Source organism: Stutzerimonas kirkiae (assembly GCF_004327335.1).
Lineage (GTDB): Bacteria > Pseudomonadota > Gammaproteobacteria > Pseudomonadales > Pseudomonadaceae > Stutzerimonas > Stutzerimonas kirkiae.
The window spans coordinates 171,385-186,525 of the sequence record NZ_QJUO01000003.1 but is presented as its reverse complement, the minus strand read 5'-3'; the positions used below and the strand labels follow the sequence as shown (position 1 = coordinate 186,525).

Sequence of the window (15,141 nt, the reverse complement as noted above, 5' to 3'; positions counted from 1 at the left end):
GGCCAGCCAGGCGCCTGCTCGCCGGCCATGCCGGCCGGCGGGTGCCGCCCCTGCCACTCGTCAAGGAAGCTCCATGCCCGGCCCGACCCTTCGCCACTGGCTGACTCGCAGCCTACTCTCCCTGGCAATCCTCCTGTGCAGCCTCTGGGGCGGTCTTGCGCTCTACTACCGGCTGCCGCTGGAGGCATCGCTGAAGACAGTCGTGCTCATCGTCCTGGCCCTGGCGGTACTGGCGGCATTGGCTTCCCTGTGGCGCAATGGCTGGCGCGGGCTGGCCGGCTTCGTCCTCGGCTTCGCCATCCTGCAGTTCTGGTGGCACAGCCTGGCCCCCTCCAACGAACGGGACTGGGCCGATGACGTCATGTACATGGCCCAGGGCCGGATCGAGAACGACATCGTCACCCTGCCCCACGTGCGCAACTTCGACTGGCGCAGCGACGAGGACTACACCCCCCGCTGGGAAAACCGCCGCTACGACCTGGGCAAACTGGCCTCGGTCGACCTGATCACCTCCTACTGGGGCATGTCGGCGATCGCCCACGTGCTGGTGTCGTTCGGCTTCGAAACGGGCGAATTCGTCACCTTCTCGGTGGAAATCCGCAAGGAGCGCCACGAGCGCTATTCGGAGATCGGCGGTTTCTTCAAGGAGTTCGAACTGAGCATCATCGCCGCCGACGAACGCGACGTGGTGCGGGTACGCAGCAATGTGCGAGGGGAAGACGAATACCTGTACCGGGTGGATATGCCGCGGGATGTCATGCGCTCGCTGTTCCTGTCCTACGTCGAACAGGCCAACGAACTGGTACGCAAGCCGCGCTTCTACCATACCGTCACGGCCAACTGCACCACCCTGGTATTCGGCATGATGCAGCATATCGTCGGCGGCCTGCCGCTGGACTATCGCCTGCTGCTCAGCGGCTACCTTCCCGAGTACGTGCACAGCCTGGACGGCTTCACCCCGGGCTTCGGCCTGGAACAGCTACGCGAACGCGGCCGCTTCACCGACAGGGCGCTCGCCAGCGATGCCAGCGAGGACTTTTCCCGGGCGATCCGCCGTGGCGTGCCTGGCTGGGAAAGCCTAGGGCAGGATCTTGATCGCCTCGAGAATGCGGTAGCCGATCACACTCAACATGCACAGGGTGCCGACCCAGAGCAGCGCGATGCCGCTCGGCGTGTCGCGCCGCGTGAAGCCGATGCCCAGCAGCAGCATGCCCAGGCAGATGATTCCCAGAGTGACCCATAGCGCTTGCATATTCCCTCCCCATTCCAGATACGGGCCGAAGCCCATTCAATTTGACGCCTGCATCGGCATCGGCGTATCACGCGCGTGCCCATCCTCGGCCAGGCTCTGGTGCAATATACGGCGAATCTCCAGGATCGCCTCCGGCGTCTCCTGGACACTGTGCCAGGAAGCGATCACCTTCTCCGATTCCGCCCCCGGCAAGTGCGCACTGCCATAAGGCACCACGCCATCGCTCGACTCCAGCAGCGCCAGCTTCGGCGTATCGTTGCCCATGATGCTGTGGTAACGCACCGCGGGCGATATCGGCATCTGCGCGGCGCGCCTGACGAAGGGATCCTGGTCGCTGAGGTTGTCGATACTGTTCAGCGGTCGCAGCAGTGACGCGGGCGGCGCGCTGCCCGGATCGACCACCAGTTGCGCGACATCCTTGAAACGCCCGAGCACCGAAACCGGCAGCCGCACCATGCCGGCGGCCCAGCGTGACAGACGGTTTTCCGCGAAGGGCGTGCCACGATGCGGCGCCGCGACGAAAATCGCCCGGCTCACCTGGGGCAGCGGCTCGAAACTCAGGTAATCGTCCAGCGTCTGCCTGGCGCGCTGCAACCTGGCCCCCTTCAGCTTGTAGCTTTCCTCGAAGTCGCGCCACAACAGATCGCCGGAAGAAGACACCATCAGGCGCGACAGAACGCCGCCCATGCTGTGCCCGATCAGCACCACATCCCGCGAGGCCAGCGCCGATGCCCCGGGATCGAACTGCCGCAGCGTCTCGGTCACGGCCTTGCGGATGGAGGCATTGTTGAACACCAGCGGCGCGTTGGTCGGGTAGTAGACCTGCCATATCTGGTAGTTCTGCCGCAGTGTCTCGTCGCCCAGCACCTCGTTGGCCACATTGATCCAGGCCTCGGGGCTGCTGGCCAGGCCATGCAGCATGATGATCACGCGACGGTCCGGGTCGTAGGGCTGCATCAGATAGACCCGCGGCTCCTCCAGCGGCTCGCCGCGCCCGACCAGGGTCAGCAGCGACTGCACGGCAAACCCGGAGCGCGCCAGCCACAGCCCATAACCCGAGGTGAAGTTGGCCGCCAGCGGCACCTCGCGCCCGGCCAGCAGAATGCTGTCCTGGCGATACGGGTCGTAGCCCATCAGCCGCGCCTCGTGGGTTTGCAGGACAGCCTCAAGACTGTTCCCCGGGAAACTCATCACCGCGGTGATGGCTGGAAAGGGGGTTTCGCTGTAGGGCACGGCGCCGCTGTCCTTGCCCACCACGCGACGTGCCGTCACCGCCACCAGTTCGGCGCCGAAACCGTCGCGGCGGTACTGGTTGCGCAGCCCGGCGAACGACAGCGAAGAAGCGGGAATCAGCTCCCTCGGCAGGTCGCGGCCATCCGCCAGGCGTACGTCGGCCATGTCGCCATAGGCCGCCCAACGCCCGGCCTCGACCCGGAACATGCCATCCTCGCGCAGAACTGGCGGCCGTCCCCGATAACGCTCGAACAGGCGGGTGACCGCTTGCTGCACGGCAAAGTTGTAATAGTCGCGGACCTGGGTCTGGCGATCTTCGAACGCCCGCTGCCCCGGTTCCCGCTCGCTGAAGAACAGGTAGGCATAGGCATGGCGCGCCGTTTCCATATAGGCGTCGAGGATATCGTCGGCCTGGGCGCCACCCTGCCGCTCCAGGCGCAAGGCCCTCTGCAGCCACAATTCGGCCAGGGCCGACAGCCGCCGCTCGGCCCGCAGGCCATCGCGGGTGCTGCCCAGCACTTCGCGGCAGGAAGGCACATCCTCGCGCTCACGACAGCGGAAATCGGCAATCCCCACCACCTGCAAGGAGCTGATGGTCGCGCTGCTCAGTGTGCCAGTGGTCAATACGTCGCCACGGCGCTGCGCCATATAATCGGAAGTGCTGAGAGACGAGACTTTGACGCCTGCACAGCCGGACGACAGCAATGCCAGCATCAGAACGAAAACAACGGGATGGCGGGTGGCCACGCTACTTCAACTTTCTCGAACGGATGGGAACGCATCGGGGCAAGCGCCAGGATGCCGGGGAAACGCGAGAGAATACGGGAAAACCGGCTGAAAGTGTCGAAACACCCTTCAGCGGCGCCTGAGCAGGTCACGGAAGGTCTGGATCAGCGGATCGCGTGCACGACCACGCCGCAGGATCAGCGAGAATGGCGCCTGGTAGCCGTAGGTGGCGGGAAGCAGCGCCTGCAGGCGGCCGCGCTCGACCCAGCCATGGGCGTAGTGCTCCGGCAGGTAGCCAATGTAGGCGCCCGAGAGGATGAGGATCAGTTGCGCCTCCATGCTCTCGACCGTTGCCGCGCTTTCCTTGAAGCCGTGCCGGGCCAGCTCCGCCTGGCTCCAGTAGCCACGGCCGACCATGCGCTGGCGGGCGATCAGCTCGGCCGGGATACGTCGCTCGCCGAACAGTGGGTGGTGGTCGCTGCAGTACAGCCAGTGCTGCTCACGGTAGAGCGGCTGATAGACCAGGCCGTTCATACGGTTGAAGAACGAGCCGATGCCCAGCTCCAGGCGATTCTCCAGCACCCCCAGTTGCAATTCGTGGGGGCTGAGTACCGACAGCCGCAGGTGCACGGCCGGGTGCTGCTGGCAATAGGCGCCGATCAGTTCCGGTAGCGGCAGCGCCGGATCGCTGACCGTCGAGTCCAGTACGCCAAGGTTGAGGGTGCCGCCCAGGTCGCCCTGCAGCGCCGCCGAATAACGCTCGAAGCCTTCCAGCTCCAGCAACATGCGCTGGGTTTCCTGGTGCAGCAGATCACCCTTGGCGGTCAGGCTGAAACCGCCACGGCCACGGTGGCACAGGGTGAAACCGAGCTGGCTTTCCAGTTGGCTCATATAGGTGCTGATCGCCGAGGTCGACAGGTTCAGTTCCTGTTGGGCAGCGGCGAAGCCCTGGTGGCGCACCACTGCGACGAATATGCGCAACAGCTTGAGATCGGGCATGGCAATCGGTTCGGGAGAGACGAGCGGGCATTCTTGCCGGTTCGGGATAGTTTTGAAATCTCTGAAGTGATTATTTGCGAATTGCGATTCTTGCGGGGATTCCGCGCTGCGCAGAATCCGCCCAAAGCGCAGTAACCCCCGAGGCCACGCAATGCACAAATCACTCCACCAACCCCTGGGCGGCAACCAAATGCCGCGTTTCGCCGGCATCTCCACCATGCTGCGCCTGCCGCACATCGAAGATGCGCAGCAGCAGCGCGAGTTGGACGCCGCCTTCATCGGCATCCCGCTGGACATCGGCACCTCGTTGCGCTCGGGCACGCGCTTCGGCCCCCGGCAGATCCGCGCCGAGTCGGTGATGATCCGCCCCTACAACATGGCCACCGGTGCGGCGCCCTTCGACTCCCTCAACGTCGCCGACATCGGTGACGTGGCGATCAACACCTTCAACCTGCTCGACGCGGTACGCATCATCGAAGAGACCTACGACGGCATCCTCGAGCGCGGCATCATTCCCCTGACCCTGGGCGGCGACCACACCCTGACCCTGCCGATCCTGCGGGCCATGAAGAAGAAGCACGGCAAGGTCGGCCTGGTGCACGTGGATGCCCATGCCGATGTCAACGACCATATGTTCGGCGAGAAGATCGCCCACGGCACCACCTTCCGCCGCGCCCAGGAAGAGGGCCTGCTGGACAGCGGGCGGGTGGTGCAGATCGGTCTGCGCGCCCAGGGCTACACCGCCGAGGATTTCAACTGGAGCCGCAAGCAGGGCTTTCGCGTGGTACAGGCCGAGGAATGCTGGCACAAGTCCCTGGTAGCACTGATGGCCGAGGTACGCGAACAGGTCGGTGGCGGCCCGGTGTACCTGTCGTTCGACATCGACGGCATCGACCCGGCCTGGGCGCCCGGTACCGGCACCCCGGAAGTCGGCGGCCTGACCACCATCCAGGCGCTGGAAATCATTCGCGGCTGCCAGGGCCTGGAGCTGGTCGGCTGCGACCTGGTCGAGGTCTCGCCACCCTACGACAACAGCGGCAACACCGCGCTGCTGGGCGCCAACCTGCTCTATGAAATGCTCTGCGTACTACCTGGAGTGGCGCACCGATAAGTGGCGTAGCCCGCGAACTATCGAGCCGCCAGGCACCGACAGATAGATACAGCAGCGACGAGCGGGCCAGACGAAGCCCGCCGCCCCCGCGTGCGGGTGCCTTGCGGCCTTGCCGCCACTGCCAACGCACTCACCGCCCTGGGTCCACCGGGCGGCCATAAAGGGGTCGGAGTACCTACGCCGGCCTTATAACAACCGTGACAGGCGCTGGAGCTCCACCATGACTCACCCGAAGACGCGTATCGAAACCTTTGGTGTCGAACAGATACCCGACCATCAGCGCGACGCCACCCCGACCGATCTGTTCCGCCTGATCTTCGGTGGCGCCAATACCTTCGCCACCGCCGTGCTCGGCAGCTTCCCGGTGCTGTTCGGCCTGTCCTTCCAGGCCGGGGTCTGGTCGATCGTCCTCGGTGTGGCGCTGGGCGCCCTGATCCTCGCCCCCATGGGCCTGTTCGGCGCCCTCAACGGCACCAACAACGCGGTGTCGTCCGGCGCCCACTTCGGCATCCACGGGCGCATCATCGGCTCGTTCCTGTCGCTGCTCACCGCGGTGGCCTTCTTCTCGCTGTCGGTCTGGAGTTCCGGAGACGCCCTGGTCGGCGGCGCCAAGCGCCTGGTCGGCCTGCCCGAGGACAACCTCACCCTGGGCCTGGCCTATGGCCTGTTCGCCGTGCTGGTACTGGTGGTGTGCATCTACGGTTTCCGCTTCATGCTGTGGGTCAACAAGATCGCGGTATGGGCCTCCAGCCTGCTGTTCCTGCTCGGCATCCTCGCCTTCGCCGGCACCTTCGACGCCGACTTCGCCGGCAGCGTCAGCCTCGAGCAACCGGGCTTCTGGGCGGCCTTCATCGGCGCGGCGATCCTGGCCATGAGCAACCCGGTATCGTTCGGCGCCTTTCTCGGCGACTGGTCGCGCTACATCCCCCGGCAGACCTCCAAGGCGCGCATCATGCTGGCGGTACTCGCCGCCCAGGCCGGCACCCTGATCCCGTTCCTGTTCGGCCTGTGCACCGCGACCCTGGTGGCCAGCCAGGCGCCGCAGTACATCGAGGCCAACAACTACGTCGGCGGCCTGCTGGCCATCTCGCCCACCTGGTTCTTCCTGCCGGTGTGTCTGATCGCCGTGATCGGCGGCATGTCCACCGGCACCACCGCGCTGTACGGCACCGGCCTGGACATGTCGAGCATGTTCCCGCGCCTGCTCAGCCGCGCCGGCGCCACCCTGCTGATCGGCGTCGCCGCCATCGCCTTCATCTTCATCGGCCGCTTCGCCTTCAACCTGGTGCAGAGCGTGTCCACCTTCGCCGTGCTGATCATCACCTGCACCAGCCCGTGGATGGTGATCATGATCCTCGGCCTGATCGCCCGCCGCGGCTTCTACCATGCCGATGACCTGCAGGTATTCACCCGCGGCCAGCGCGGCGGCCACTACTGGTTCCAGCATGGCTGGAACTGGCGCGGCCTGGGCGCCTGGCTGCCGAGCGCGGCCATCGGCCTGTGCTTCGTCAACCTGCCGGGGCAGTTCGTCGGCCCGCTGGGCGAACTGGCCGGCGGCATCGACATCAGCCTGCCGATCACCCTGGGCCTGGCGGCGCTGCTGTACCTGACGCTGTTGCGCAGCTTCCCGGAACCGGCGTCGGTCTACGGGCCCAGGGGTGCCCATCCGATGCTGGGCCGCAAGGCCGGGAGCAACACGGCCGCGCCCAGCGCCATCGTCTGATAACCCATGATCGGCGCGGCGTCCTGCGAGGCGCAGCGCCATGAGGCATCGCCATGAAACTGGAAATCTTCCGTACCCTGTGGGGCTATCGCGGCAGTTGGCAGCAGGCCCTGGACGAAGCCCGGGCAGCCGGCTTCGACGGCCTCGAGGCGCGCATCCCCGAGGATGCCGGGCAGCGCGCCGAATTCGCCGCCTTCCTGCGCCGCGAGAACCTGCCCTACATCGCCATCCTGTTCACCTCGACACCGGTCTTGCCGCTGCAGTCGGCGACGCCGGCCGAGCACCTGACCGACTTCGCCGACAAGCTGGCGCTGGCCGCCGAACTGCAGCCGCGTTTCGTCAACGTGCTGGCCGGCAACGACCGCTGGCCGCTGGCGCAGCAGGTGGACTTCTTCGGCGGAGCCCTGGACATCGCCGCCCGTTCGGGGCTGACCTGCAGCTTCGAGACCCACCGCGCCCGTTCGCTGTTCAATCCCTGGCTGACCCTGCAACTGATCGAACAGTTGCCGGACCTGCGCTTCACCAGCGACATCAGCCACTGGGTGGTGACCTGTGAACGCCTGCTGGACGACCCGGCCGACGACCTCGGCGCCTTCGTCGAGCGGGTGCACCACATCCAGGCCCGGGTCGGCTACGACCAGGGGCCCCAGGTGCCGCATCCGGCCGCCCCGGAATACGCCGCCGCGCTGGCTTTCCACCAGCGCCACTGGGAAGCGATCTGGCGCTCCCAGCAGGCCCGCGGCTACACGGGCACCACCCTGACCCCGGAATTCGGCCCCGACGGCTACCTGCACCACCTGCCGTTCACCGACGTGCCGGTCGCCGACCTGTGGCGCCTGAACGCCTGGATGGGCCAGACCGAACGCCAGCACTTCGACACCTTCATCGACCAGCAGACGAGCGACCAGTCATGAGCGAACGCCCCTCCTTCACCCGGATTCCCGTCGTCGACATCCACGGCCTGTTCAGCGAGCGCCTGGAAGATCGCCAGGCCGTGGCCGACGCCCTCGGCGATGCCGCGCGCAATGTCGGCTTCCTCTACATCACCGGCCATGGCATCACCCCCGAGCTGATCGACGGCCTGCATCGCGCCGCCGAGGCCTACTTCGCCCAGCCACTGGCGACCAAGATGCAGCACTATATCGGTGCATCGGAGAGTCACAAAGGCTTCGTCCCGGAAGGCGAAGAGGTGTATGGCTCGGGCAAGCCGGATCACAAGGAAGCCTTCGACATCGGCTTCGAAGTGCCCGCCGACCATCCGCTGGTGCTCGCCGGCACCCCGCTGCTGGGGCCCAACCGCTGGCCGACCCTGCCCGGCTTCCGGGAGGCGACGCAGGCCTACTACCAGGCGGCCTTCGCCCTCGGCCGCCAGCTGTTTCGCGGCTTCGCCCTGGCCCTCGGCCTGGCGGAAGACTACTTCGACGAGATGGCCCGCTTCCCGCCCTCGAAACTGCGCCTGATCCACTACCCCTACGACGGCGAAGCCCAGGACGCACCGGGCATCGGCGCCCACACCGACTACGAGTGCTTCACCATCCTCGAGGCCGACAAACCGGGCCTGGAAGTGATGAACGAGCGCGGCGAATGGATCGACGCGCCGCCCCTGGACGACGCCTTCGTGGTGAACATCGGCGACATGCTCGAAGTCATGACCGCCGGCGCCTTCGTCGCCACCGCCCACCGCGTGCGCAAGGTTCGCGAGGAGCGCTATTCCTTCCCGCTGTTCTACGCCTGCGACTACCACACCCGGATCGAGCCGCTGCCGCAGTTCGCTGCGGGCGCCGCTACCGGCGAACAGGACTATGAGCCCATCGCCATCGGCGAGCACATGTGGGCCCAGGCCTTGCAGACTTACCAATACCTGCGCCAGCACGTCGAGAACGGGCAGATCGCCCTGCCCGAACGCGCCAGAAAGCCTTCGAGCTTCGGGCACCTGAAGAACCAGAACCTGTGACCTGCCTTTCCTTTCCCTCTGGAGCGACGACCATGCACAAGAAAACGCTTATCCGCCTCGCCACCGCCCTGCTCGGCTCGGCCCTGCTCAGCAGCGGCATCGCCCAGGCGGCGCCGACCGCCAGCGCCGGCACCCTCAAGGTCGGCATGGAAATCTCCTACCCGCCGTTCGAGTCCTACGACGGCGACAAGGTGGTGGGCTTCGATCCCGATGTGTCGATGGCGCTGGCCAAGGCGCTGGGCGATCTGCAGGTGGAGTTCGTCGACACCCGCTTTCCCAACCTGATCCTCGGCCTCAATGCCAACCGCTACGACACCATCATCTCCGGCATGTACATCACCGACGAACGCACCAAGCAGGCCGACGCCATTCCCTATGCCCAGGTCGGCGCCTCGATCATGCTGCGCAGTGACAGCACGGCCCGGCCGCAACAGCCGGAAGACCTGTGTGGCCTGAAAGTCGGCCTGCAACAGGGCACCAACTGGATCAACCAGCTCAAGACCGTGTCCGACGAACATTGCTCGCAGCAGGGCAAGGGCCCGATCGCCATCAGCGAATTCCCCACCACCGCCGAGGCGTCCCAGGCGCTGCTGTCCGGCAATATCCAGGCGCACCTGGAAATCTCCGCCGCCGCGCAGATGATCGTCGACAAGGCCCGTGGCCGCATCCTCATCAGCTCGCAGAAGGCGCTATACCCGCAGACCCTGGGCATCTACGTGAAAAGGGGCAATACCGAACTGCTCGAAGCGCTGCGCGGCGCGCTGGAAACCTACAAGAAGAGCAGCGAGTACGGCGAACTGCTGAAGAAGTACAACCTGGAACCGGCGTGAGCGGCCATGGCCGCTGAAATGGCGGCCATAAGGCGATAGCAGCCATTGAGCTGCAAGATAGAAGCAAGAGCAATAGAGCGCTCCGAGCCGCTTTTAACTTGTAGCTTGAAGCTTGCAGCTTGTGGCTGCTTACGCCTTCGAGCAAGCACTCAGCCCGTTCGCTCGGATACGACATTTGATCCGTGATGTGGCACTAGCGGCGGCCGCCGCTCCCACCAGACGAGCGAGTGCTTGCCGCTGCACGTGAATCGTCACCCACCGCTGTATCGAGGTTCCTCCATGGCATTCGACTGGGCCTATTTCTTCTCGCTGTTCTCCGTGTCCTCGTTCTGGAAGGCCTGCCTGACCGTGATCGAGCTGAGCACCCTGTCCTGGACCATCGGCCTGGCCCTGGGCTTCCTCCTGGCCAGCGCCAAACTCTCCGCGCACGCCTGGCTGCGCGTTCCCGCGGGCCTGTACATCTGGCTGCTGCGCAGCATTCCGCTGCTGGTCCTGCTGATCTTCGTCTACAACCTGCCGCAGTTGCTCCCATCCCTCGGGCCGATCCTTTCGCAGCCCTTCTATTCCGGCCTGATCGCCCTGGTGCTGACGGAAACCGCCTATATGGCCGAGATCCACCGCGGCGGCCTGCTCTCGGTACTCAAGGGCCAGCGCGAAGCGGCCAAGGCCCTGGGCATCCGTGGCATCGGCGCGCAGCGCCTGGTGGTCATTCCCCAGGCCATCCGTATCGCCCTGCCGACCCTGACCAACGAGTACGTGACCATCGTCAAGCTCACCTCGCTGGTCTCGGTGATCTCCCTCAGCGAACTGCTGCTGGTCGGCCAGCGTCTGTACGCCCAGAACTTCCTGGTGCTGGAAACCCTGGCCGCGGTGGCGGTGTACTACGTGCTGATCGTCACCCTGTTCGGCTGGCTGCTGCAGTGGGCCGAACGCCACCTGGATCTGTCGCGCAAGACCGCGCAGACCCTCGATGACGCGCAAAGCGCCGCCTTGCGCCAACCCGCGCTGGCGCGCACCCACAACCGGGAACCGAGCCGGGGACAACCCGATGCCCTGCTGCTGCGCGGCATCCACAAGCGTTACGGCAACCACGAAGTGCTCAAGGGCATCGACCTCAAGGTCAGACCCGGCGAGGTCATCTCCATCATCGGCCCGTCCGGCTCCGGCAAGACCTCGCTGATCCGCACCATCAACAGCCTGGAAAGCATCGACCAGGGCGAAATCGTGCTGTTCGGCAACGACTTCATCCATGCCGGCGACCGCCCTGATTCGGCCCGGGTGCGCCAGGGCATCCGGCGCATCGGCATGGTGTTCCAGAACTTCAACCTGTTCCCCCACCGCACCATCCTCGACAACGTCATCCTGGCGCCGCGCTACCACGGCCTGGACGATCACGCCACCCTGCGCCGCAAGGGCCATGCCCTGCTCGACCGGGTCGGCCTGCTGGCCCATGCCGACAAGTACCCGCACCAGCTGTCCGGCGGCCAGCAGCAGCGCGTGGCCATCGCCCGCGCCCTGGCCATGGAACCGGACATCATGCTGTTCGACGAACCGACCTCGGCCCTCGACCCGGAACTGGTCGGCGACGTGCTCAACGTCATTCGCGACCTGGCCCAGGAGGGCATGACCATGCTGATCGTCACCCACGAGATGGACTTCGCCCTGTCGATTTCCGACCGCATCGTCTTCATGGAGAACGGCCATGTGCTGGTCGATGCCTCGCCTGACGATATCCGCCGCCACGGCGATCCGCGGGTACGTCGCTTTATCGGCCTGGAACAGGAGGAGGCAACGGCATGACCACCTGCGGCGAATTCCTCGTCCAACAGCTCCAAGCCTGGGGCGTCGACACCGTGTTCGGCATCCCCGGCGTGCACACCGTCGAGCTCTATCGCGGCCTGCCGGGCAGCGGCATCCGCCATGTCACCCCGCGCCATGAACAGGGCGCCGGCTTCATGGCCGACGGCTATGCGCGGGTCACCGGCAAGCCCGGCGTGTGCTTCATCATCACCGGCCCGGGGATGACCAACATCCTCACCGCCATGGGCCAGGCCTATGCCGACTCGATCCCGATGCTGGTGATATCCAGCGTCAACCAACGCGCGCGCCTGGGCAGCGGCAACGGCTACCTGCACGAGCTGCCGGACCAGCGCGCCATGGTCGCCGGGGTCAGTGCCTTCAGCCATACGCTGCTGGACGTCGAGCAGTTGCACGAGGTGCTGGCGCGCGCCTTCGCCGTGTTCGAGGGCGCCCGCCCGCGGCCGGTGCATATCGAGCTGCCGCTGGATATCATCACCGCGCCGGCCGATCACCTGCGCCTGCAGGCCAGGCCCGTGGTGGCCCGGCCGACGCCGCCGGGCGAGCAGATCCGCCAGGCCGCCGCCCTCCTGCACGGCGCCCGCGCGCCCCTGCTGCTGCTCGGTGGCGGCTGCGTCGAGGCCGTCGACGTGGCCCGCGCCCTGGCCGAAGCCCTCGACGCCCCCACGGCCCTGACCATCAACGCCAAGGGCCTGCTGCCGGCCGGGCATCCGCTGCTGCTGGGCAGCAACCAGTCGCTGCCGCCAGTGCGCGAACTGGCGGCGCAGGCCGACGTGGTGCTGGCGATCGGCACCGAGCTCGGCGAAACCGACTACGACGTGGTGTTCGATGGCGGCTTCCAGCTCGGCGGCCAACTGATCCGCATCGACATCGACGCCGAACAGTTGCAGCGCAATCAGCGCCCCCATCTGGCGATCCACAGCGATGCACGCCAGGCCATGGCGGCCCTGCTCGACGTCCTGCCGGCGCGCACCGCGCCCGGCAGCGGCAGCCAGCGCGCCGCCACCGCCTGCCGCCGCCTGGCCGAAGGTTTCGCCGACTGGGGTCACTACCGGGCCTTGTTCGAACGGGTGCTGCAGGTGCTGCCCGAGGCACGCTTCGTCGGCGACTCGACCCAGACCGTCTACAGCGGCAACCACCTGGTGGATCTGCCTGCGCCGAGGCGCTGGTTCAATTCCTCCACCGGCTACGGCACCCTGGGCTATGCCCTGCCGGCGGCCATCGGCGCCAAACTGGCCGAACCGTCACGCCCGGTCATCTGCCTGGTCGGCGACGGCGGCCTGCAGTTCAGCCTGGCGGAGCTGGCCAGCGCGGTGGAGGCACGGCTGGGCATCGTGATTCTGCTGTGGAACAACCAGGGTTATGGCGAGATCAAGCGCTATATGCTCGAGCGCGACATCACCCCGCTCGGGGTCGACATCTTCACCCCGGATTTCGTCGCCATCGCCCGCGGCTTCGGCTGCCAGGCACACCGCGCCGAGAGCCTCGCGCACCTGGGGCGCCTGCTGCAGGAGGCGCCCGAGGATCGTCCGCTGCTGATCGACATCCACCAGGCCCCGCCCTTCGCGCCTTAGAACCATGTCTTTCAGGACCAATGGCGGGGAACGCGGCCACACGCAGATTTTCCCCTCTCCTCACACGGGCTACGGTGTTCATACATCTACGCCCCTCGGGATCCGCGTTCCTGTGCGAATGCTGGTGGCGGGACGGGGCACGATCCACCTCACGGATCGAATGTCGCCATGTGCCCGGGTGCCTTGCCGGGTGTGCCGCGCGCACCGGGATAGCGGCGCCAATCGTTCAGGTGCGCGCGGCGCACCCTACTCGGGGCAGCGGTTATCCATTGCGCCACTCGATCGTCAGCAGGCCGACACCAAGCGCAAACGAAACGGCCCCGGCGCCATTCAGCGCCGGGGCCGCCAGGACCGCCGGAGCGACCACCGGGTCAGATAGCGACCGGGTCAGATATAGAAGGCCTTCAGCGGCGGGAAGCCGTTGAATTCCACCGCGCTGTAGCTGGTGGTATAGGCGCCGGTGGACAGCCAGTACAGGCGATCGCCGCTGGACAGGTTGAGCGGCAGGCCGTACTTGTAGTTCTCGTACATGATGTCGGCGCTGTCGCAGGTCGGGCCTGCGATCACCACTTCTTCCAGCTCACCCTTCTTCTCGGTCCAGATGGGGAACTTGATGGCTTCGTCCATGGTTTCGATCAGGCCGGAGAACTTGCCCACATCGGTATAGACCCAGCGCTCGACGGCGGTACGCGACTTGCGCGCCACCAGCACCACTTCGCTGACCAGGATGCCAGCGTTGGCGATCAGCGAGCGCCCCGGCTCGAGGATGATTTCCGGCAGTTCGTCACCGAAATCCTCCTTGAGGAAGCGGGTGATTTCCTCGGCATAGGTCTGCAGGTCGTTGGTGCGCTGGATATAGTTGGCCGGGAAGCCGCCGCCCATGTTGATCATCTGCAGGCTGATACCGTCTTCCTCCTTGAGACGCTCGAAGATCACCTTGACCTTGGCGATGGCGGCGTCCCATACGTCGATGTCGCGCTGCTGCGACCCGACATGGAAGGAAATGCCATAGGGCACCAGCTTCAGTTGCTTGGCCAGGATCAGCAGGTCGAGGGCCATGTCCGGGTTGCAGCCGAACTTGCGCGACAGCGGCCAGTCGGCAGAATTGGAGCCTTCGGTGAGGATACGCACATAGATCTTCGAGCCGGGCGCGGCCTTGGCGATATTGCGCAGGTCGGCCTCGGAGTCGGTGGCGAACAGCCGCACGCCCTTCTCGTAGAAATAACGGATGTCCTTGGCTTTCTTGATGGTGTTGCCATAGCTGATGCGCTCGGGGCCGACACCGGTGCTCAGCACCTTGTCCAGCTCATAGATCGAGGCGATATCGAAATTCGAGCCCTTGTCACGCAGCAGTTCGGTGATCTCCAGCGCCGGGTTGGCCTTGACCGCGTAGTAGACCTTGGCGAACGGAAAATAACCGACCAGGTCGTCATAGGCCTGGGCGATGGTCGCGGTATCGATGACCACGAAGGGGGTTTCCTGCTGGTCGGCGAACGCCTTCATTTTCTGGAAGGTTGCGCGCGGGAAATAGTCTTCGACCTTGATCGACATAAATAAGGGAACTCCAAACGGGAAAACACAAGTCGGATGAGGGGTACAGCCCGAACGTCCCATCAGTTTCCCCACTTTGGTTCGCCTACTTCCCAAGGCATGTCGCCGAGTATTACCGGGAGTAATCTCTCGTCGTCAGTACTTGAGCCGGATGGATCGTTGCCAGCATGGACGTTCGGTCGCGAACTTTAGAGCCAAGGAAGTCCGAGATCAATCAAAAAACGCCGGCTGGATGCTTTTTGCCTGCTCCAGGAATCCAGCGCCCGCAAGGGACGTTTGCAGTGGCGCCGTCCCAGCGGAAAGCCCGCCTCCGCCGCGCTTTCCGCCAACCGCCGCACAGCCTCTGCGCGACACAAGGCTGCAGTAAAAG

The 15,141-nt window shown here is 65.6% G+C and carries 11 protein-coding genes; 8 read left to right on the top strand and 3 right to left on the bottom strand.

What is annotated here, in order from left to right; genetic code table 11:
* Positions 1 to 73 precede the first annotated feature (73 nt).
* Positions 74 to 1,243: an Lnb N-terminal periplasmic domain-containing protein gene (locus tag DNJ95_RS03730; protein ID WP_242671841.1), complete on the top strand. Its 1,170-nt coding sequence runs from the start codon at positions 74 to 76 to the stop codon at positions 1,241 to 1,243.
* A 45-nt stretch (positions 1,244 to 1,288) separates the two neighbouring features.
* Here the strand turns inward: DNJ95_RS03730 and DNJ95_RS03725 are convergent, their stop codons facing one another.
* Both DNJ95_RS03725 and DNJ95_RS03720 read right to left on the bottom strand, forming a co-directional pair.
* On the bottom strand, positions 1,289 to 3,133 hold the full coding sequence (locus DNJ95_RS03725) for an esterase/lipase family protein (RefSeq protein WP_244944425.1): 1,845 nt from the start codon (positions 3,131 to 3,133) through the stop codon (positions 1,289 to 1,291).
* Positions 3,134 to 3,340: 207 nt separating this feature from the next.
* Entirely contained in the window at positions 3,341 to 4,210 is an 870-nt protein-coding gene (locus tag DNJ95_RS03720) for a LysR family transcriptional regulator (RefSeq protein ID WP_131183370.1), read from the bottom strand.
* A gap of 151 nt (positions 4,211 to 4,361) precedes the next feature.
* On the opposite strand from DNJ95_RS03720, the gene speB reads away from it, so the two are divergent.
* The 7 genes from speB (at position 4,362) to DNJ95_RS03685 (ending at position 13,220) form a co-directional block, all read left to right on the top strand.
* Positions 4,362 to 5,321 (top strand): agmatinase, encoded by a 960-nt coding sequence (speB, locus tag DNJ95_RS03715; RefSeq protein WP_131183369.1) that lies wholly within the window; start codon positions 4,362 to 4,364, stop codon positions 5,319 to 5,321.
* 220 nt (positions 5,322 to 5,541) lie between these two features.
* Positions 5,542 to 7,044 carry a purine-cytosine permease family protein gene (locus tag DNJ95_RS03710; protein WP_131183368.1) on the top strand — a complete coding sequence of 501 codons (1,503 nt, stop codon included), beginning with the start codon at positions 5,542 to 5,544 and terminating at the stop codon, positions 7,042 to 7,044.
* 53 nt (positions 7,045 to 7,097) lie between these two features.
* Positions 7,098 to 7,958 (top strand): sugar phosphate isomerase/epimerase family protein, encoded by an 861-nt coding sequence (locus DNJ95_RS03705; protein WP_131183367.1) that lies wholly within the window; start codon positions 7,098 to 7,100, stop codon positions 7,956 to 7,958.
* A complete protein-coding gene (locus DNJ95_RS03700) occupies positions 7,955 to 8,998 on the top strand; it encodes an isopenicillin N synthase family dioxygenase (RefSeq protein ID WP_131183366.1) in 1,044 nt (347 codons plus the stop codon). The genes DNJ95_RS03705 and DNJ95_RS03700 overlap by 4 nt, the downstream gene beginning before the upstream one ends.
* Before the next feature lie 32 nt (positions 8,999 to 9,030).
* Positions 9,031 to 9,828, top strand: coding sequence for an ABC transporter substrate-binding protein (locus tag DNJ95_RS03695; protein ID WP_131183365.1), 798 nt, complete (start codon positions 9,031 to 9,033; stop codon positions 9,826 to 9,828).
* 279 nt (positions 9,829 to 10,107) lie between these two features.
* The gene (locus DNJ95_RS03690; protein WP_131183364.1) at positions 10,108 to 11,628 is read left to right on the top strand and encodes an amino acid ABC transporter permease/ATP-binding protein; all 1,521 of its coding nucleotides are present in this window, start codon (positions 10,108 to 10,110) and stop codon (positions 11,626 to 11,628) included.
* A complete protein-coding gene (locus DNJ95_RS03685; protein WP_131183363.1) occupies positions 11,625 to 13,220 on the top strand; it encodes a 5-guanidino-2-oxopentanoate decarboxylase in 1,596 nt (531 codons plus the stop codon). The genes DNJ95_RS03690 and DNJ95_RS03685 overlap by 4 nt, the downstream gene beginning before the upstream one ends.
* A gap of 387 nt (positions 13,221 to 13,607) precedes the next feature.
* Here the strand turns inward: DNJ95_RS03685 and DNJ95_RS03680 are convergent, their stop codons facing one another.
* On the bottom strand, positions 13,608 to 14,771 hold the full coding sequence (locus tag DNJ95_RS03680; protein ID WP_131183362.1) for a type III PLP-dependent enzyme: 1,164 nt from the start codon (positions 14,769 to 14,771) through the stop codon (positions 13,608 to 13,610).
* Between the last annotated feature and the right edge of the window lie 370 nt (positions 14,772 to 15,141).

Excerpts from the sequence above, each read along its gene's own strand:
- DNJ95_RS03730 (WP_242671841.1), top strand. The coding sequence starts at position 74 with ATGCCCGGCCCGACCCTTCGCCACTGGCTGACTCGCAGCCTACTCTCC.
- DNJ95_RS03725 (WP_244944425.1), bottom strand. The coding sequence starts at position 3,133 with ATGGCGCAGCGCCGTGGCGACGTATTGACCACTGGCACACTGAGCAGC.
- DNJ95_RS03720 (WP_131183370.1), bottom strand. The coding sequence starts at position 4,210 with ATGCCCGATCTCAAGCTGTTGCGCATATTCGTCGCAGTGGTGCGCCAC.
- speB (WP_131183369.1), top strand. The coding sequence starts at position 4,362 with ATGCACAAATCACTCCACCAACCCCTGGGCGGCAACCAAATGCCGCGT.
- DNJ95_RS03710 (WP_131183368.1), top strand. The coding sequence starts at position 5,542 with ATGACTCACCCGAAGACGCGTATCGAAACCTTTGGTGTCGAACAGATA.
- DNJ95_RS03705 (WP_131183367.1), top strand. The coding sequence starts at position 7,098 with ATGAAACTGGAAATCTTCCGTACCCTGTGGGGCTATCGCGGCAGTTGG.
- DNJ95_RS03700 (WP_131183366.1), top strand. The coding sequence starts at position 7,955 with ATGAGCGAACGCCCCTCCTTCACCCGGATTCCCGTCGTCGACATCCAC.
- DNJ95_RS03695 (WP_131183365.1), top strand. The coding sequence starts at position 9,031 with ATGCACAAGAAAACGCTTATCCGCCTCGCCACCGCCCTGCTCGGCTCG.
- DNJ95_RS03690 (WP_131183364.1), top strand. The coding sequence starts at position 10,108 with ATGGCATTCGACTGGGCCTATTTCTTCTCGCTGTTCTCCGTGTCCTCG.
- DNJ95_RS03685 (WP_131183363.1), top strand. The coding sequence starts at position 11,625 with ATGACCACCTGCGGCGAATTCCTCGTCCAACAGCTCCAAGCCTGGGGC.
- DNJ95_RS03680 (WP_131183362.1), bottom strand. The coding sequence starts at position 14,771 with ATGTCGATCAAGGTCGAAGACTATTTCCCGCGCGCAACCTTCCAGAAA.